We start from the raw sequence: 18,967 nt of genomic DNA, 5'->3' as shown, positions 1-18,967 counted from the left end.
AGCGCCAGCCCGAAAGATAGGGACTCGACTCCTGTTCCGCTTTCGTTCAATAAACGTCAAAGTAGAGCAATGGGGAGAATACGATCATGAAGATTGCGCGACATCTCTCCACCACCGCGATGACGATCCTACTGTTGGCCGGCCTCTCGGCCTGCGACAGCGGCGCTTCGGCGGTGAAGGCGCCCAAGGCCGGTGAGCGGGCCAGCGCCGAGAGCACGCCGGCGACGGACACGAGCGGCAGGGACGCGGACGGTCGGGACCCGCGACGGAGCGATCCGCGCGACGAACCGGTCAAGCTGGTCTCGGGCAAGCCCTATTGGGCCGCCAACCGCACCCGCTCGGCCGAGGAGAATGCCCAGCGTTCGTTCGAGCGCAACGGCCAGACGTTCGGCGCCAAGTCGGCCGACGACTACGTGGCCAAGGTCCACGCCTTCGTCAGCGATCCGCCCAAGGGCGCGGAAACCCTGAAGCGCGCCAACGGCGACCTGCTGATCTATGATCCGAAGGACAATGTCTTCGCGGTCGTCTCGCGCGAGGGCGCGCCGCGCACGATGTTCAAGCCGGACGAGGGCGCGGCCTATTGGGACGAACAGAAGGCCCGCGAGGCGCGCCGGGCCACCGCCAGCAAGAAGCGGGACCAGGCCGAGAGCGGGTAGGAAGGCTAGAGAGCGCGTTGGACGAAAGTGTGAGCGGTTTCGCCCTTAAAAGGCGCTCTAAACCTTTGACTCTAGAGCCTGTTTATCGAGTTCGGATGATACCATCTGAACTCGACAGGCTCTAGCGCGCCAGCAGCAGGCCTGTCACGAAGGCCGCGCCCGCCGTCGCCGCGCCGACCAGGAACCACAGCAGCGGCCAGGCCTGTTCGCGTTCGACCGTCACGACGGTCGACGCCGGCGGGGCTTCGGCCAGGCGGGCCAGGGCGCGGATGGCGCGCAGGGCTTCGTCAGCGAAGTCCTTGGCCTTGGCGGCGGGCGATAGCTCGCGGCCGATCCAACGGCGCACCACCGGGTCGGCGGCGGCCCAGAGGTCGTGGGTGGGATCGATGCGACGGGCCACGCCCTCGACCGTGACCATGGTCTTCTGCAGCAGGACCAGCTCCGGCCGTAGGGCCATGTCGAACAGGGCGGTGATCTCGAACAGCTGGGCCAGCAGCCGGCCCATCGAGACCTCGCGGGCGTTGCGGCCGAACACCGGCTCGCCGACGGCGCGCAGGGCCTGGGCGAAGGCGTCCATGTCCTGGTGGGCGGGCACGTAACCGGCGTCGAAATGGACCTTGGCCACTCGGGCGTAGTCGCGGTTCAGGAAGCCATACAGGATCTCGGCCAGATAGCGGCGCTCGCCGGGACCCAGGCGGCCGAGGATGCCGTAGTCGACCGCCACCACGGCCGACGGGGCGGCGACGAACAGGTTGCCCTCGTGCAGGTCGGCGTGAAATAGGCCGTGGTCCAGGGCCTGGGCGAGGAAGCCGCGGGTGACGTTCTCGGCCAGGGCCTTGCGGTCGAGGCCCGGCAAGTCCAGCGCGGCGGGATCGGAAAGCGGCGTCCCCTCGGCCCAGGTCAGGGTCAGAACCCGCTTGCCCACACCCTCCCAGCAAACCAGCGGCGCGCGCATATAGGGATCGGTGGCCATGGCCTCGCCCAGCTCGGCGCAGCCGGCGGCCTCGAAGCGCAGGTCCATTTCCAGGTCCAGGGCCCGGATCACCACCTCGACGAACTCGGTCGGCCGCAGGCGACGGGCGGCGGGAGCCAGCTTCTCGGCCAGGCGCGCGGCCAGGCGCAGCACGGCGCTGTCCTGGGCCACGCGACGCTCGATCCCGGGGCGAAGCACCTTCACCGCCGCCTTGCGCCCGTCCAGCAGCACGGCCGGATGCGCCTGGGCCAGGGAGGCGGCGGCGACCGGCTCGCCGATCTCGGCATAGATCGCGTCCAGCGGCTTGCCGAGGTTGCGGACGATCTCGGCCTTGGCCTCGGCCAGCGGGAACGGGGCCAGCCGATCCTTCAGGTGCGACAGGTCCTCGGCGAAGGCGGTCCCGAAGATGTCGGCCCGCGTCGACAGGAACTGACCCATCTTGATGGCGGCGGGGCCCTCGTGCTCCAGCACCCGGGCCAGGCGCTCGCCCGGCCGGCCGCGCCTGGCTGCCGGACCGGCGAACAGCCGCAGCAGCCGCCCCGCCCATCGCGCCGACGGCGGCAGCAGCGGCTCGACCTCGCGCGGGACCAGGGCGTCGGCCCGGACCAGGGCCCAGCCCGCGCCGGTCAGGCGCCAGAAGGCGGAAAGCTTGGTCACGAGCCTAGAGCGCCCAACCCTGGTGCAGGGCCGCGACGCCGCCCGTGAAGTTGGTGAAGCTGACCCGCTTGAAGCCGGCGTTCTCCATCATGCCGGCGAACGTTCGCTGGTCGGGGAAGCGACGGATGCTCTCGACCAGGTATTGATAGGCCTCGCGATCCTTGGCGACCCACTCGCCGACCTGCGGGATGACCTTGAAGCTGTAGGCGTCATAGGCCTTCGCGAGCGCCTCGGTCACCGGCCGGGAGAACTCCAGGCACAGGAAGCGGCCGCCCGGCTTCAGCACCCGGCGCGCCTCGCGCAGGGCCGCGTCGATGTCGGTGACATTGCGGATGCCGAACGAAATCACATAGGCGTTGGCGTAGCCGTCCGGCAGCGGCAGGCGCTGGGCGTCGCCGACGGTCCAGGTGATCTCGGGCTCGCCGCCGCGTTCGATGCCGGCGGCGATCATCTCGGCATTGTAGTCGATGATGTTGATGGTCGCGTCGGGACCGCCGCGCCGGTGCTGAGCGCTCCGAGCCATCTTGGCGAAGCGGCGGGCCATGTCGCCGGTCCCGCCGGCGCAGTCGATGATCACCTCGCCCGGCTGCGGGTTCAGGCGCGCGGCGACCGCGTCCTTCCACAGGCGATGCACGCCCCCGCTCATCAGGTCGTTCATGATGTCGTAGTTCTTGGCGACGCGATCGAAGACCCCGCGCACCAGGCCCGCCTTCAACGAGGCGTCGACATCCGTGAAACCGAAGCTGGCGGAGGTGTTGCTCATGACGTCTTTGGGCCGCGCTCTCTATATGACAGACCGCTCTTAGCTCGCGCCATGCGTCGCGTCATCCGCCGAAGGACCGCCCTTGCCCGAATTGCCCGAAGTCGAGACCGTCCGCCGGGGCCTGGAGCCCGCGCTGTCCGGCGCCCGTCTGTCGCGCGTCCGCGCCAACCGCCCCGACCTGCGCTTCCCGCTGCCCGAGGGTTTCGTCCAGCGGCTGACCGGCGCGAAGATCCTGCGCCTCGATCGTCGGGCCAAATATATCCTGGCCCCGCTGGACCGCGGCGACACCTTGGTGATGCACCTGGGCATGACCGGCCGCTTCGAGATCGCGGCGCCGGAGGGAACCGTACGCCCCGGCGACTTCGCTCGCGAGATCACGCCCGACGACAAGCACGCCCATGTCGTGTTCGAGACCGAGGCGGGCGCGACCATCACCTATCACGACCCGCGCCGGTTCGGCTTCATGGACCTGATCGCCACCGACCGGGTGGACCGCCATCCCTGGTTCGCGACCATGGGCCCCGAGCCGCTGGGCGACGGCTTCGACGCGGGGACGCTCGAGAAGGCCTTCGCCAATCGCAAGCAGGGACCCAAGACCCTGCTGCTGGACCAGCGCACCGTGGCGGGCCTGGGCAATATCTATGTGTGCGAGGCCCTGCACCGGGCCCATATCTCGCCGTTCAAGCCGTCGGGCGGGATCGCCAGGAAGCGCCTCGGTCCGCTGGCCGCGGCGATCAAGGCGGTGCTGGCCGAGGCGGTCGAGGTCGGCGGCTCGACGCTGAAAGACTTCGCCGCCGCCGACGGGGCGCTCGGCTATTTCCAGCACCGCTTCCGGGTCTATGACCGCGAGGGCGACCCGTGCCCGACGCCGGGCTGCAAGGGCGTGATCGCCCGCGAGGTCCAGGCCGGCCGCTCGACCTTCTTCTGTCCCGTCTGTCAGGTCTGAGTTAGGCTCTCCGCATGAGCGACCCGAACGACATCACGCCTGGCCCCGTCATGGGCTCTGACGACGAGACCCCGATCCAGCGCGCGCTGCGCCTGAAGCAGGCCGCGCTCGACGCCCGGCCGCAAGCCCCCCGAGGCGGCCGGTTCCAGCGCCAGCAGTCCAACCGCGCCGTCACGGGCGACTCCCGGCCGTGGGGACAACGCTGATGGCCGGCCTCAAGGACAAGCGCGGCTTCATCGACAAGGATCGGCTGGACCTGACCGAGCGTCAGGCGGTCGAGTATTGGATGAAGCGCTGGGGCGTGACCCGCGACCAGATCACCGCCGCCCATCGCAAGGTCGGCCGGATGACCAAGGACATCGCCGCCGAGCTCGGCAAGAAGCGATAGGGCGGATCGACATTCAGCGACGGGCCCAAATTTCCCGGCCTTCCTGGGCCTTGTGCCCAGGATCCAGCGTTCAGGCTCAGCTGAGTTGGGCTGAGCTCACGGCCTTTCCGCCGCGGAGTCCCGGGAAAGTCTGTATCCGCCGCCGGCATGGGTCCTGGGCACAAGGCCCAGGAAAGCAGGTTTAGGACACCTTTGAGCCCCGCTGAATGTCGATCCGCCTAGCCCGACAGCCGGAGGGCTCCCCAACGCCGCGCGTCTCTCTATAAAGGCGACGCTGCAGCAGGAGACCCCGATGGCCGACTACCAGACCCTGATCGTCGAGGCGCCGGAGAGCGCGCCGGGCGTGACCCTGATCCGCCTGAACCGGCCCGAGGCCCTGAACGCGCTGAACACCCAGCTGCTGGGTGAGCTCGCACAAGCGCTGTCGGCGGCGGAAGCCGACGACAATGTGGGCTGCATCGTGCTGACCGGCTCGGCCAAGGCCTTCGCCGCCGGCGCCGACATCAAGGAGATGTCGGACAAGACCTATGCGCAGATGTTCAAGGCCGACTTCTTCACCGCCGGCGCGCGCGCGGTCGAGCAGTGTCGCAAGCCGATCATCGCCGCCGTCGCCGGCTTCGCCCTCGGCGGCGGTTGCGAGCTGGCGATGATGTGCGACTTCATCCTGGCCGCCGACACCGCCAAGTTCGGCCAGCCCGAGATCACGCTCGGGGTGGCTCCAGGCATCGGCGGCACCCAGCGCCTGACCCGTTTGGTCGGCAAGTCCAAGGCCATGGACATGATCCTGACCGGCCGGCGGATGGACGCCGTCGAGGCCGAGCGCGCGGGCCTGGTGTCGCGGATCTTTCCGGCCGACGCCCTGATCGACGAGACCTTGGCCATCGCCGCCCAGATCGCCAGCCAGTCGCCCCTGGCCGTGGCCATGAACAAGGAACTGGTCGAGGCCGCCTACGAGACGACCCTGACGACCGGCGTCGCCCTGGAGCGCCGCCTGTTCCACTCGCTGTTCGCGTTCGAAGACCAGAAGGAAGGCATGTCGGCCTTCGTCGAGAAGCGGAAGCCGGCGTTCAAGGGGACGTGATCGGCCGCTAATCGATTGCGTCGAACAGGCTTCGAGGATTCCGCCTGTGGACCGTTGACCCCGGCCGGCGCTTCCCGTATATCCGCGCGCTCGATTTCCTCTGCTTCGCGGCTGCCCGCGCGGCTGTCCGTTTGAAGGTCCGACCCATGGCCAATAATCCCGGCGCCAAGAAAGCGATCCGCAAGATCGCTCGCCGCACCGAAGTGAACACCGCCCGTCGCTCGCGCGTGCGCACCTTCCTGCGCAAGTTCGAAGACGCGATCGCCAAGGGTGACGTCGCCGTCGCCAAGGCCGCTTTCGTCGAGGCTCAATCGGAGCTGATGCGCGCGGTTTCGAAGGGCGTCGTCCACCCGAACACCGGCTCGCGCAAGGTCTCGCGTCTGGCCGCTCGTCTGAAGAAGCTGGATAAGGCCGCGGCCTAGTCCAGAATCTGGACGAACGCTGTTCGTCCAACGAAATCAAGTATTTACAAAAGCCGGTCAGGTGTGCCTGACCGGCTTTTGCTTTGAATCCAACGCTCTGTTCCTCACGTTGCAATCTGTGATCTGAGGGGTTGGCTTCACTATTCCCTTGCCAGGCGAGGGGGTCTCGCGAGTCAACAGAAATATCCGCGATCGGACGCAAGTTTTCCGTTTGACCGGCCGGGGCCGCTGGCTAGTTTAAGCGTCTCAGCGCTTCTCCAGTCTTGAACAAAACAAGGCGGCGGCGGACCGATTGCGTTCGCCGGGTAAGAACCTGTGTGTGCTGAGAAAAACGGTCGTACGCCATATGGGGGGCGGCGGCTGATGGGTTGCGACGGTTGTTTTTGTGCGAGGCGGTGGACGAATGACGATGAAGGGCGGGGTGGCCAGCCAGGACTTCTCGGCGACGATCGTGGCGGCTTGCGAGCCGGCGGCGGGCGTATGGTCGAAAGTGACCGTGGCTTTGAAACGCGAGTTGGGCGATGCGGCCTTCGGGTCATGGATCGCACCGGCGATGCTGCGTGAGGCCGCGACCGGTGACGTCGTCTTGGTCACGCCGACGGGCATCGCCCGCGACTGGATCCGCCGCAGCGCCTGGCGCCGTATCGGCGAGCTGTGGTCGGCCAACGACCCGACCGGTCGTCGCATCGACCTGAAGTCGCGCCTGGAGTTCGAGGCCGCTCTGGTCAGCAACGGCGGCGCCTATGTCGAAGCCGCCCCCAAGGCCGCGGCCGCGGAGCCGATCGAGATCGTCCTGCCCGTGTCCAGCGACGTGCCGGCCCCGAGCGCCAAGTCGCCGCGCACCCAGGGCCTGCAGGAACGCTTCACCTTCGAGACCTTCGTTCCGGGTCCGGCCAACGAATTCGCCCACGCCGTGGCGCGCCGGATCGCCAATTGGGCCGATGGCCACTTCAATCCCGTGCTGTTCCACGGCCCCTACGGCTTCGGCAAGACCCATCTGCTGAACGCCCTGGCCTGGGAAGCCATGCGCAACGCGCCGGAAAAGCGCGTGGTCTATCTGACCGCCGAGCGCTTCCTGTCGACCTTCGTGCGCGCCCTGATGGATCGCCAGACGGCGGCCTTCAAGGAAGAGCTGCGCGCGGCCGACCTCCTGATCATCGACGACGTCCACTTCATCGCCGGCAAGCAGTCGACCCAGGAAGAGCTGTTCCACACGCTCACCGCCCTGGTCGAGGAAGGTCGCCGCGTCGTGTTCTCGTCGGATCGTCCGCCGTCGGCCATGACCGAGATGGACGCCCACCTGCGCTCGCACCTGTCGGCGGGCCTGGTCTGCGGCCTGGAGCCGGCGGACCGCTCGCTGCGTCTCGGCATCCTGGAGCGCAAGATCCAGACCCTGTCGGCCGCGCACGGCTTCGAGCCGACCATGCGTCCGGACGTGCTGCAGTTCCTGGCTGACCGCTTCACCGACAGCGTCCGCGAGCTGGAAGGCGCGCTGAACACCCTGTCGGCCCGCGCCGGCGAAGGCCTGTCGCGCATGGCTCTCGACGAGGTCCAGGCCATCCTGCGCCCGCACCTGCGCTCGGGCGAGAAGCGCATCACCATCGACGACATCCAGAAGGCCACGTCCGAGCACTACGGCATGAAGCAGGCCGACCTGCTCAGCGAGCGCCGTAACCGCGCCGTGGCTCGTCCGCGCCAGGCGGCCATGTGGCTAGCCAAGCAGCTGACCACCCGCTCGCTGCCGGACATCGGCCGCCGCTTCGGGGGCCGCGACCACACCACCGTCTTGCACGCCGTGCGCCGCATCGAGGCCCTGCGCGCCGAGGACAGCGCCCTGAACCACGACCTGGAAGTCATCACGCGCAAGCTGCGCGGCTGAACCGGGCGGGGCCGGGACACCGGTTACCGTGAGGCAGACTTGAGAAGGGCCGCTCCGGAAGGGGCGGCCTTTTTCTTTGGAGCCGAGGACGGGTCCTGAGCGGACCTCAGGTTTTTGGGATAGCGCGATCCGGAGCTCGGCGGCTAGATTTGTCCCATGATCGAGCGGGAACCTAGTCGAACGGCCCTGGCGGCCGCCACCTATCGCGCGGCGCATCAGGTGTTCGAGGCCGGGCGCATTTTCAGCGACCCACTCGCCGTTCCCATACTCGGCGACGCCGCCGACCACGTCCTGGCCAACGCCGAGAGCCATCAAGCCCGGCGCGGCATCCTGTTCTTCGTGGTCGCGCGCTCGAAACTCGCCGAGGACGAACTGGCGCGCGCCGTGGAGGCGCGGGGCGTAAAACAGGTCGTGGTGCTGGGCGCGGGGCTGGACACCTTCAGTTATCGAAACCCGTTCGGCGACCGTTTGAGCGTCTTTGAAGTCGATCACCCGGCGACCCAGGCCTGGAAGCATCGGCGGTTGCGCGAGGCGGGCATCGGCGTGCCGAAGAGCCTGACCTACGTGCCTGTCGATTTCGAGCGCGAGAATCTGTCGGAGCAACTCGCCCGGGCGGGCCTGGATCCGGATGTGCGCACCTACTTCATGTGGCTGGGTGTCGCGCCGTATCTGACGCTGCAGGCGATCACCTCGACTCTGGCCTATGTCGCAGGCCATCCCGGCGGGGCCGAAGTTGTTTTCGACTACGGCGAACCGCGGGACGCCGTCGATCCCAGTTTGCGGCCGCAATATGAGCGACGCGCGGCGAACGCCGCCGCCGCCGGCGAACCGTTCCTCAGCTTTTTTGTCCCCGCTGAGCTGGAGGGGCTGCTTCGGAGGCTCGGGTTCGATCGGGTCGTCGATCTCGACCTGCCCGCGATCCTGACGCGGCTGTTTGGCGACGAAGCCGCGGGGGCGCCTTTGCCGCGCGGCGGTGGCCACGTGCTGTTCGCCTCTACCGCGCTCGTCGCAACGTCAGATTGATCCGGCCCCCGCCGGGCACCAGGCTCGACGAGCCCGGCAGGATCCGATCCACGCCGTGGAAGGCCAACCGCGCCGGTCCGGACAGACGGCAGACGTCGCCCGAGCTCAACTTCAGGCTCCGCGTCGGATCCTTGCGCGAGGTCCCGCCGATCCGGAACACCGCCGTGTCGCCCAGCGAGATCGACAGCACCGGGAAGGCCGGGTCGGCTTCGTCGCGGTCCTGGTGCAGGCCCATACGGGCGTCGCCGCGATAGAGGTTGATCAGACACGAGTCCGGCGGTGTCTCCGGATCGCCCAGTTGGGCCCACAGGTCGAGCAGGACCGGAGGCATGGCCGGCCACGGCTGGTCGGTGCCTGGATGGCGATCGACGTAGCGATAGCCGGACGGATCGCTGGTCCAGCCCAGCGGGCCGAACGCGGTCATGGCCACGCTCATCGCCTTGCCATAGGCCGTGCCATAGTGGGCGAAGGGCGCGGCCTCGGCCGCCGCCAGGACGGACGAGACCAGGTCCTTCTGGGCCTGGGCGTCCAGCAAGCCAGGCCAGAGGTCGAACCCGGGGGCGACGGTGAGAGCTTGAAACATTACTGAAATTTAAGACGCGCCATAGGGATGGAAGGTGTTGGTTTGCGCCTCCGGTCGAGGGGGCCGGACGAATTTTCCATATTAGGACCGAACATGCGTCGTCTTATGTCCTCCGCGGCCGCAGCCGTGATTTTGTTCGCCGCCGGCGGTTCGCTCGCCGCCGCGCCGGCCGCCAAGGTCAAGCCGAAGCCGGCGCCCACCGCCCAGATGGGGTCCAAGGGCGCGATGTTCACGACCGTGACCACTCAGTTGCCGCGCAATGTCCGGCCCTCGCACTATGATCTGGCCTTCACGCCCGACGCCGACAAGCTGACCTTCAGCGCCAAGGTCAAGATCGCCATCGAGGTGATCGAGCCGACCAACACCGTGACCCTGCAAGCCGCCGACCTGACCTTCGCCAAGGCCGAGATCGCGGGCATCGGCGCGGCTAAGATCAAGACCGACGAAGAAGCCCAGACCGCCGCCTTTACGTTCGACAAGCCTTTGCCCAAGGGCAAGTACGTGCTGTCGATCGACTACGCCGGCAAGATCTACAAGCAGGCCGCCGGCCTGTTCGCGCTCGACTACGAGACCGAGACCGGCAAGAAGCGCGCGATCTACACCCAGTTCGAGAACAGCGACGCCCGCCGTTTCATCCCGTCGTGGGACGAGCCGTTCTACAAGGCCACCTACAGCGTCGAGGCGACGATCCCGACCGGCCAGATGGCCTTGGGCAACATGCCGATCGCCTCGTCCAAGGATCTCGGCGGCGGCAAGACCCTGGTCAAGTTCGCCACCTCGCCGAAGATGTCGACCTATCTGCTGTTCTTCGGCCTGGGCGAGTTCGACCGCGCCTCGGTCAAGGCGGCCGGCGCCGACGTCGGCGTGGTCACCAAGAAGGGCGACACGCCGAAGGCCGCGTTCGCCTTGAAGTCGGCCGCCGACATCCTGCCCTGGTACAACGACTATTTCGGCACGCCCTATCCGCTGCCGGTGCTGGACAACATCGCCGCTCCGGGCCGCAGCCAGTTCTTCAGCGCCATGGAGAACTGGGGGGCGATCTTCTACTTCGAATACGCCCTGCTGCTGGACCCGAAGATCTCGACCGAGACCGACAAGCAGAACGTGTTCACCACCGTGGCCCACGAGATGGCCCACCAGTGGTTCGGCGACCTGGTCACGATGGCCTGGTGGGACGACCTGTGGCTGAACGAGGGCTTCGCCTCGTGGATGGAGGGCAGGGCGACCGAGCACTTCCACCCCGAGTGGAACGCGGCCCTGACCGCCGTCGGCGGGCGCGAATACGCCATGGGCCTGGACGCCCTGCAGACCACCCACCCCGTGGTGCAGCATGTCGAGACGGTCGAGCAGGCCAGCCAGGCCTTCGACGGCATCACCTATCAGAAGGGCGAGGCCGTGATCCGCATGCTGGAAAGCTATGTCGGCCACGACGCCTGGCGCGACGGCGTGCGCGCCTACATGAAGGCGCACAATCACGGCAACACGGTCAGCGACGACCTGTGGAAGGCGGTCGAGACCGCCGCCAAGAAGCCGATCACCGCGATCGCCCACGACTTCACCCTGCAGCCTGGCGTGCCGCTGATCACGGTCGACAACGCGACGTGCGCCGCCGGCAAGACCACCCTGACCCTGACCCAGGGCGAGTTCAGCAAGGACCTGCCGGACAAGAAGCCGCTGACCTGGCGCGTGCCCGTCACGGTCAAGGCCCTTGGGGGGAGCGAGGCCAAGACCCTGGTCACCGGCGGCAAGGGTTCGGTCACGGTCGACGGCTGCGGCCCGGTCGTGGTCAATGCCGGGCAGAGCGGATACTTCCGCGTCCTGTACGGTCCGCAGCGTTTCTCCGGGATCGTCCAGAACTTCGCCAAGCTGCCGGCGATCGACCAGCTGGGCGTGATGTCCGACGTCTGGTCGATGGGACTGGCCGGCTACCAGCCGCCCACCGACTTCCTGGACCTGGCCAAGGCCACGCCGGCCGACACCGATCCGCAGGTATTGTCCAAGATCGCTGCTACGTTCGGGACCATCGACGGCTACTACGAAGGCATGGCCGCCGAACGGGCCGCGTTCCGCAAGCTGGCCATCGCCCAGCTGAAGCCGATGCTGGCCAAGGTGGGCTGGACCGCCAAGGCTGGCGAGCCGGACAATGTCGCCATCCTGCGCGCGGATCTGATCGGCACGCTGGGTGGCCTGGGCGACGCCGAGGTGGTCGCCGAGGCCACGCGCCGCTTCGCCGCCGACAAGACCGATCCTTCGGCGATCCCGGGTCCGCTGCGCAAGACGATCCTGGGCGTGGTGGCCAAGCACGCCGACGCCGCCACCTGGGACGCCATTCACGCCCAGGCCCAGGCCGAGAAGACGCCGCTGATCCGCAACCAGCTCTACACGCTGCTGGCGGCCGCCGAGGACGAGACCCTGGCCCAGAAGGCCCTGGACCTGGCCCTGACGCCGGAGCCGGGCGAGACCCTGTCCAGCACGATGATCTCGCGCGTGGCGCAAAACCATCCGGACATGACCTTCGACTGGGCCGTGGCTCACAAGGACGCGGTCAACGACAAGGTCGACTCCAGCTCGCGCACCCGGTTCATCCCAGGCCTGGGGGCGGGTTCGTCCAATCCGGCGATGGCCGACAAGATCAAGGCCTACGCCGCGGCCAACCTGGCCGAGGGCTCGCGCAAGGAGGCCGACAAGGCCGCCGCCTCGGTGATGAACCGCGCCAAGATCCGCCAGCAGCGCCTGCCGGCCATCACCGCCTGGGTCTCGAGAGCCGGCTAAAACTCGGATAACACGATATTTTTAGGGCCGCGCTCGCGAGGGTGCGGCCTTTTTTCTGGGCCGTGGCGCCAGATTCCCCCTTGTCGCGAGGGGTTATGGGCTTGCGCCCCGACCTCCATCCCCCATATCCGGCTGCGAAGCGGGGTTGACGGGCTCGTCAACTTCGAACAACGCATTTTGCCCGCTCGACTTTTGTCGACGGACAGAGTGTGGAAACCAACAGTAGAGCGTGCGAACCCACCGGGGACGGAACGAGAAAAACCGGGGCGCTTCCGAGAAGGCCCTCGTCACCGCCGTCCGCCTAAAAGGAGCGAACAGGTACTAGAATGAGCAAGATTATCGGCATCGACCTCGGCACCACGAACTCGTGCGTCGCCATCATGGACGGCAAGAACCCGAAGGTGATCGAGAACGCCGAGGGCGCTCGGACCACGCCGTCGGTCGTCGCTTTCCAGGAAGACGGCGAGCGCCTGATCGGTCAGCCGGCGAAGCGCCAGGCGGTGACCAACCCGACCAACACGCTGTTCGCGATCAAGCGCCTGATCGGCCGCACCGCCAGCGATCCGGTGGTCGAGAAGGACAAGGGCATGGTGCCCTACGAGATCGTCAAGGGTCCGACCGGCGACGCCTGGGTTCGGGCGCACGGCAAGGACTACAGCCCGCAGGAAGTCTCGGCCTTCATCCTGCAGAAGATGAAGGAAGCCGCCGAAGCTCACCTGGGTGAGCCGGTGACCAAGGCGGTCATCACGGTCCCGGCCTATTTCAACGACGCTCAGCGTCAGGCCACCAAGGACGCCGGCAAGATCGCCGGCCTGGAAGTCCTGCGCATCATCAACGAACCGACGGCCGCCGCGCTCGCCTATGGCCTGGACAAGAACGACGGCAAGAAGATCGCCGTCTACGACCTGGGCGGCGGCACCTTCGACGTGTCGATCCTGGAAATCGGCGACGGCGTCTTCGAGGTGAAGTCGACCAACGGCGACACCTTCCTGGGCGGCGAGGACTTCGACCTGCGGATCGTCGACTACCTGGCCGACGAGTTCAAGAAGGAGCAGGGCGTCGACCTGCGCAAGGACAAGCTGGCCCTGCAGCGCCTTCGGGAAGAGGCCGAAAAGGCCAAGAAGGAACTGTCGAGCACCGCTCAGTACGAAGTGAACCTGCCGTTCATCAGCATGAACGCCTCGGGTCCGCTGCACCTGAACATCAAGCTGTCCCGCGCCAAGCTGGAAGCCCTGGTCGACGATCTGATCGCCCGCACCATCGGTCCGTGCGAACAGGCCCTCAAGGACGCCGGCCTGAAGAAGAGCGACATCGACGAAGTGATCCTGGTCGGCGGCATGAGCCGCATGCCCAAGGTCCAGCAGGCGGTGCAGGACTTCTTCGGCCGCGAGCCGCACAAGGGCGTGAATCCCGACGAAGTCGTGGCGCTGGGCGCGGCCGTCCAGGCCGGCGTGCTGCAAGGCGACGTCAAGGACGTGCTGCTGCTGGACGTGACCCCGCTGACCCTGGGCATCGAGACCCTGGGCGGTGTGTTCACCCCGCTGATCGAACGCAACACCACCATCCCGACCAAGCGCTCGCAGACCTTCTCGACCGCCGATGACAACCAGTCGGCCGTGACGATCCGCGTGTTCCAGGGCGAACGCCCGATGGCGCAGGACAACAAGATGCTCGGCCAGTTCGACCTGGTCGGCATCCCGCCGGCGCCGCGCGGCGTGCCGCAGATCGAGGTCACCTTCGATATCGACGCCAACGGCATCGTCCAGGTCCACGCCAAGGACAAGGCGACCAACAAGGAGCACTCGATCCGCATCCAGGCTAACGGCGGCCTCTCGGACAGCGACATCGAGCGCATGGTCAAGGAAGCCGAGGCCAACAAGGCCTCGGACGAGAAGAAGAAACAGCTGGTCGAGGCCAAGAACCAGGGCGAGGCGATCCTGCACTCGACCGAGAAGGCTCTGGCCGAGCACGGCGACAAGGTCGGCGCGCCTGAAAAGACCGCGATCGAGACTGGCGTCACCGAGCTGAAGTCGGCGCTGGAAGGTGAGGACGTCGAGGCCATCCAGGCCAAGACCCAGGCCCTGATCCAGGCCTCGATGAAGCTGGGTGAGGCCATGTACGCCGCCCAGCAAGGTTCGGGCGAAGGCGCTGACGGCGCCGAGTCCGCGGACGACGGCGTGGTGGACGCCGAGTTCGAAGAAGTCGACGACAACAAGCCGGCGAACTAATCGCCATGCGCGCGCCGCGGAACATGCTCGATAGGTCTGTTCCGCGGCCGCGACACCTTGTCTCGCCGCCCGAGGACGCCTTGCGCCGGGCCGCGTGCTATCCCACCTCTTCCCCTATCAACGCCACTTTCGTGGGCCTTTTGGGCGCCAGACGCTGACAATGCGCGACTATTACGAAATTCTCGGCGTGACCCGGACCATCGATGACGCTGGTCTGAAGTCCGCGTTCCGCAAACTGGCGATGGAACACCACCCCGACCGCAACGGCGGCTGCGAGAACGCGACCGGTCGGTTCAAGGAAATCAACGAGGCCTATTCGGTCCTCTCCGATCCGCAGAAGCGCGCGGCCTACGACCGCTTCGGCCATGCCGGTGTCAACGGCGGCGGCGGCGCCGGCGGCTTCGGCGGCGGTCAGGGCTTCGACGCCAGCGACATCTTCAACGACGTCTTTGGCGATGTGTTCGGCGAGATGTTCGGCGGCGGTCGTCGCCAGTCGAACGGTCCCCAACGCGGCCAGGACCTGCGCTACGACCTGGAGATCAGCCTCGAGCAGGCCTATGCCGGCGCCGAGGTCGAGATCAAGGTGCCCGCCGCCATGACCTGCGAGGTCTGCGAGGGCTCGGGCGCCAAGCCCGGCACCAATCCCACCGTCTGCGGCACCTGCGGCGGCGCCGGCCGGGTCCGCGCCACCCAAGGCTTCTTCGCGGTCGAGCGCGGCTGCCCGCGCTGCGGCGGCTCGGGCCGTCTGGTCCTGGATCCCTGCCAGAACTGCGGCGGCCATGGCCAGGTGCGCCGCGAGCGCATCCTGTCGGTCCGCATCCCGGCCGGCGTCGATGACGGCGCCCGCATCCGCCTGGCGGGCGAAGGCGACGCGGGCGCGCGCGGCGGTCCGCGCGGCGACCTCTACATCTTCCTGTCGGTGACCCCGCACGAGCTGTTCGAGCGCGACGGCCTCGACCTGCTTTGCACCGTGCCGGTGCCGATGACCACGGCGGCCCTGGGCGGCGAGATCGAGGCGCCCTGCCTGCTGGGCGGCGAGAACTGCGACGGCAACTGCAAGATTTCCGTCTCGGTGCCCGAGGGCGCCCAGACCGGCAAGACCGTCCGCCTCAAGGGCAAGGGCATGCCGTCCCTGCGCAGCCGCCAGCGCGGCGACCTGGTGGTCGAGCTGTTCGTCGAGACCCCGACCCACCTGTCCGCGCGCCAGAAGGAATTGATGCGCGAACTGGCCGGTCTGTGCGGCGAAAAGCAGAACCCCAAGTCGGCCAACTTCGTCGGCAAGGCCAAGCGCTTCTGGGAAGAGGTCACGGGGACTTAGCGCGCTGAAGCTCTAGCGGAATTTCGGAATCGTTCTATAATTGTTCCGATCTGGCCCTTGAGCCAAGCGCCTGCCCGCTGAGGGGCCTTCCTGATGTCTGATGAGCCCGAGCACGCCCGTAAGGTCGCCGACTTAGCGTTTAGCGAGGCGCTTCAGAAACTTTCTCAGGATCGCCCTCACGCTCCTCCGGAGCCTATCCCTCTAGGCGGTCGGAGGAGACCATCGAAGGGCTAATGGCGGCGTTTGAAGCCGCCGCTCAGCTCGACGATAACGGTAACGAATATTGGTTCGGTCGTGATCTGCGGATTCTGCTTGGCTACGCCAAGTGGGACAACTTTCTTGCCGTCATTGCTAAGGCCAAGGATGCGTGCGTTGAGGCCGGCCATCGATGTGAAGACCATTTTGCCGGCGTCGGGAAAATGGTTCAACTCGGTAGCGGGGCGGAGCGTGAGATCGATGATATCGTTCTTAGCCGTTACGCTCGAAGCATTTTGCAGAAAATGCAAATTGCTCCCTATGTGGATAACCGCGCTCGAACCCCTTAACGCGACCCGCGACGCTCTGTAGTTTCCGGGGCGATGAACGCCCACGCGACGCCCCCTGCCCACACGCTCGACCCCGCCGGCGCGACGCCGGTGATGCAGCAGTTCTTCGAGATGAAGGCGCGGCAGCCCGATGCGCTGATCTTCTTCCGCATGGGCGACTTCTATGAGCTGTTCTTCGACGACGCCTACAAGGCCGCCGCCGCCCTGGGCATCAGCCAGACGTTCCGGGGCACGCACGCGGGCCAGCCGATCCCGATGGCCGGGGTGCCGCAGCACGCGGCCGAGGCCTATCTGTCCAAGCTGATCCGCCTGGGCTTCAAGGTCGCCGTCTGCGAGCAGATGGAAGACCCTGCCGAGGCCAAGAAGCGCGGCTCCAAGTCGGTGGTCCGCCGCGACATCGTCCGCGTCGTGACGCCGGGCACCCTGACCGAGGACGGCCTGCTGGACGCCCGCGGCGCCAACCGCCTGGCGGCCGTGGCCGTGCGCGCGGGCCAGGCGGCGGTGGCGTCGGTGGAACTGTCGACCGGCGAGGTCGAGGTCTTCGCCGTGGCCAAGGAAGGCGTAGCCCCGATCCTGGCGGCCCTGGCCCCGTCCGAGACCCTGGTCGCCGACCGCCTGCTGTCCGACGACAGCTTGTCCCAGACCCTGAAGATCTGCGGCGGCCTGGTGCAGCCGATGCCGTCGGCCCTGTCGGAACCGCAGGCCTCGGAAGCCCGCGTCAAGCGCCTCTACGGCGTCGACACGCTGGATGGCTTCGGCGGGCTGTCGCCGGCCGAGATCGGGGCCCTGGGCCTGATCGCCGCGCATCTGGAAATGACTCAGGCCGGCAAGCTGCCGGCCTTGCGCGCGCCACGTCGCGCGGCCGACGCCGATGTGATGGCCATCGACCCAGCCACGCGCGGCAGCCTGGAAATCGACCGCACCCAGACCGGCGACCGCAACGGCTCGCTGCTGGCCTGCATCGACCGCACGGTGACGGCGGGCGGAGCGCGGATGCTGGCCTCGCGTCTGGCCCGGCCGCTGCTGGACGTCGCCGCCATCGACCAGCGCCTGGACGCGGTCGAGTGGTTCGTCGAACACCGCCAACTGCGCCAGCGCCTGCGCGAGGTGCTGAAGGGCGCCGGCGACATGGCCCGCGCGCTTTCCCGTCTCGCCCTCGGTCGGGGCGGGCCGCGCGATCTGGGTTGTTTGCGCGACACCCTGAAGGTCGGCGAGCGCCTGGCCGGCATGGCGGGCGGTTCGCCCGATCCGCTGTCGCCGCCGCCGTTCGAGCTGGAGCACGCCTTCAAGGCCCTGACCCCGTCGCTGCACGAGGGCCTCTCGCAGTTTCTCAATGTCCTCGAGCAGGGCCTCGGCCCCGACCTGCCGGCCCTGGCCCGCGATGGCGGCTTCGTCGCGCCCGGCGTCCGGCCCGAGCTGGACCAGGCGCGCGGCCTGCGCGACGACAGCCGCAAGGTCATCGCCGCCCTCGAGTCTCAGCTGGCCCTGGAAAGCGGCGTGCCGCTGAAGATTCGCCATAACGGCGTGCTCGGCTATTTCGTCGAGGCCACCGCCGGCAAGGCGGACCCGCTATTCCAGCCGCCGCTGAACGCCACCTTCATCCACCGCCAGACCCTGGCCAACCAGGTGCGGTTCACCACCGTGGAGCTGGCCGACCTGGACGCCCGCATCGCCCAGGCCGCCGAGCGGGCCTTGGCCATGGAGGTCGCCGCATTCGAGGACTGGCGCGAACAGGCCCGCACCCTGGCTGACGCCATTCAGATCGCCGCCGAGGCCCTGGCCCGCCTGGACGTCGCTTCCAGCCTGGCCGAGTGGGCCGAGGACGCCGGCGCGGTGCGCCCGATCGTCGACCGTTCTCTCGCCTTCGACGCCAAGGGGGCCCGGCATCCGGTGGTCGAGGCCGCCGTCAAGCGGGCCGGCGATCCCTATACGCCGAACGACTGCTGCCTCGACGCCTCGGGCGAGGGCGGGCCGCGCCTGTCGATCGTCACCGGCCCGAACATGGCCGGCAAGTCGACCTTCCTGCGCCAGAACGCCCTGCTGGCGATCCTGGCCCAGTCAGGCTGCTACGTGCCGGCCGCTCATTTCCGGTTGGGCGTGGTCGACCGTCTGTTCAGCCGCGTCGGGGCCGGCGACGACCTGGCCCGAGGCCGCTCGACCTTCATGATGGAGATGGTCGAGACCGCCGCCATCCTCACCCAGGCCGGCCCGCGCAGCCTGGTGATCCTGGACGAGATCGGTCGGGGCACGGCCACCTATGACGGCCTGGCCATCGCCTGGGCCTGCGCCGAGGCGCTGCACGACACCAACCGCTGCCGCGCCCTGTTCGCCACACACTATCACGAGCTGGCGACCCTGGAGGAGCGGATGAGCTTCGTCTCCAACCTCAGCCTGCGGGCCAAGGAGTGGAACGGCGACCTCGTTTTCCTGCACGAGGCCGCGCCGGGTCCGGCCGACCGCTCGTACGGCGTCCAGGTCGCCAAGCTGGCCGGCGTGCCCGCGCCGGTGGTCCATCGCGCCCGGGAGGTGCTGGATCGTCTGGAGAGCAAGGACCAGTCACCGGCCAAGCTGGACGACCTGCCGCTGTTCGCGGTCTCGCAAGCCGCTCAGGCGCCCGTCAAAGCGGCGCCGAGCGCCGTCGAGACCTCGCTCTCCGACCTCGATGTTGACGGGATGAGCCCCCGCGAGGCCCTGGAGGCCCTCTATCGTCTTAAGGGTCTGCTCAAGACCTAG

General features: G+C 67.8%; 16 protein-coding genes. 13 read left to right on the top strand and 3 right to left on the bottom strand.

The window, feature by feature from the left end; translation table 11 throughout:
* Positions 1–86 precede the first annotated feature (86 nt).
* Complete coding sequence (locus tag ABIC66_RS03955; RefSeq protein WP_354068077.1) at positions 87–656, top strand: hypothetical protein; 570 nt, start codon at positions 87–89, stop codon at positions 654–656.
* Between the two features lie 121 nt (positions 657–777).
* Here ABIC66_RS03955 and ubiB read toward each other — a convergent pair whose 3' ends face one another.
* Positions 778–2,286, bottom strand: coding sequence for a 2-polyprenylphenol 6-hydroxylase (ubiB, locus tag ABIC66_RS03950; protein WP_354068076.1), 1,509 nt, complete (start codon positions 2,284–2,286; stop codon positions 778–780).
* 4 nt (positions 2,287–2,290) lie between these two features.
* Positions 2,291–3,049, bottom strand: a complete 759-nt coding sequence (locus tag ABIC66_RS03945) for a class I SAM-dependent methyltransferase (RefSeq protein WP_354068075.1) — start codon at positions 3,047–3,049, stop codon at positions 2,291–2,293.
* An 82-nt stretch (positions 3,050–3,131) separates the two neighbouring features.
* Here ABIC66_RS03945 and mutM point away from each other — a divergent pair, with 82 nt between their 5' ends.
* The 7 genes from mutM to ABIC66_RS03910 all read left to right on the top strand — a co-directional run bounded on the left by mutM (position 3,132) and on the right by ABIC66_RS03910 (position 8,788).
* A complete protein-coding gene (gene mutM / locus ABIC66_RS03940; protein WP_354068074.1) occupies positions 3,132–3,995 on the top strand; it encodes a bifunctional DNA-formamidopyrimidine glycosylase/DNA-(apurinic or apyrimidinic site) lyase in 864 nt (287 codons plus the stop codon).
* 50 nt (positions 3,996–4,045) lie between these two features.
* Positions 4,046–4,201: a hypothetical protein gene (locus ABIC66_RS03935; protein WP_502910302.1), complete on the top strand. Its 156-nt coding sequence runs from the start codon at positions 4,046–4,048 to the stop codon at positions 4,199–4,201.
* Positions 4,201–4,383, top strand: coding sequence for a DUF3606 domain-containing protein (locus ABIC66_RS03930; RefSeq protein WP_010918311.1), 183 nt, complete (start codon positions 4,201–4,203; stop codon positions 4,381–4,383). Before ABIC66_RS03935 ends, ABIC66_RS03930 begins: the two co-directional genes overlap by 1 nt.
* 292 nt (positions 4,384–4,675) lie before the next feature.
* The gene (locus tag ABIC66_RS03925) at positions 4,676–5,464 is read left to right on the top strand and encodes an enoyl-CoA hydratase (protein ID WP_354068072.1); all 789 of its coding nucleotides are present in this window, start codon (positions 4,676–4,678) and stop codon (positions 5,462–5,464) included.
* A gap of 146 nt (positions 5,465–5,610) precedes the next feature.
* A complete protein-coding gene (gene rpsT / locus ABIC66_RS03920; RefSeq protein ID WP_004617408.1) occupies positions 5,611–5,886 on the top strand; it encodes a 30S ribosomal protein S20 in 276 nt (91 codons plus the stop codon).
* 403 nt (positions 5,887–6,289) lie between these two features.
* Complete coding sequence (gene dnaA / locus ABIC66_RS03915; RefSeq protein WP_354068071.1) at positions 6,290–7,765, top strand: chromosomal replication initiator protein DnaA; 1,476 nt, start codon at positions 6,290–6,292, stop codon at positions 7,763–7,765.
* A gap of 156 nt (positions 7,766–7,921) precedes the next feature.
* Entirely contained in the window at positions 7,922–8,788 is an 867-nt protein-coding gene (locus tag ABIC66_RS03910) for a class I SAM-dependent methyltransferase (protein WP_354068070.1), read from the top strand.
* On the opposite strand, the gene ABIC66_RS03905 is transcribed toward ABIC66_RS03910, so the two are convergent.
* Complete coding sequence (locus tag ABIC66_RS03905; RefSeq protein ID WP_354068069.1) at positions 8,760–9,371, bottom strand: alpha-ketoglutarate-dependent dioxygenase AlkB; 612 nt, start codon at positions 9,369–9,371, stop codon at positions 8,760–8,762. The two genes, ABIC66_RS03910 and ABIC66_RS03905, sit on opposite strands and share 29 nt — an antisense overlap.
* Before the next feature lie 93 nt (positions 9,372–9,464).
* On the opposite strand from ABIC66_RS03905, the gene ABIC66_RS03900 reads away from it, so the two are divergent.
* The 5 genes from ABIC66_RS03900 (at position 9,465) to mutS (ending at position 18,967) form a co-directional block, all read left to right on the top strand.
* Positions 9,465–12,143 carry a M1 family metallopeptidase gene (locus tag ABIC66_RS03900; RefSeq protein ID WP_354068068.1) on the top strand — a complete coding sequence of 893 codons (2,679 nt, stop codon included), beginning with the start codon at positions 9,465–9,467 and terminating at the stop codon, positions 12,141–12,143.
* A 326-nt stretch (positions 12,144–12,469) separates the two neighbouring features.
* Positions 12,470–14,371, top strand: coding sequence for a molecular chaperone DnaK (gene dnaK, locus ABIC66_RS03895; protein ID WP_354068067.1), 1,902 nt, complete (start codon positions 12,470–12,472; stop codon positions 14,369–14,371).
* A 160-nt stretch (positions 14,372–14,531) separates the two neighbouring features.
* Positions 14,532–15,689, top strand: a complete 1,158-nt coding sequence (dnaJ, locus tag ABIC66_RS03890) for a molecular chaperone DnaJ (RefSeq protein WP_354068066.1) — start codon at positions 14,532–14,534, stop codon at positions 15,687–15,689.
* A 233-nt stretch (positions 15,690–15,922) separates the two neighbouring features.
* Entirely contained in the window at positions 15,923–16,234 is a 312-nt protein-coding gene (locus tag ABIC66_RS03885; protein ID WP_354068065.1) for a hypothetical protein, read from the top strand.
* A 33-nt stretch (positions 16,235–16,267) separates the two neighbouring features.
* Positions 16,268–18,967, top strand: a complete 2,700-nt coding sequence (mutS, locus tag ABIC66_RS03880; protein ID WP_354068064.1) for a DNA mismatch repair protein MutS — start codon at positions 16,268–16,270, stop codon at positions 18,965–18,967.

This window comes from Caulobacter sp. 1776, assembly GCF_040545685.1.
Taxonomy (GTDB): Bacteria; Pseudomonadota; Alphaproteobacteria; order Caulobacterales; family Caulobacteraceae; genus Caulobacter.
The sequence above is the reverse complement of the archived record's forward strand: the minus strand, read 5'-3'. Positions and strand labels throughout refer to the sequence as shown.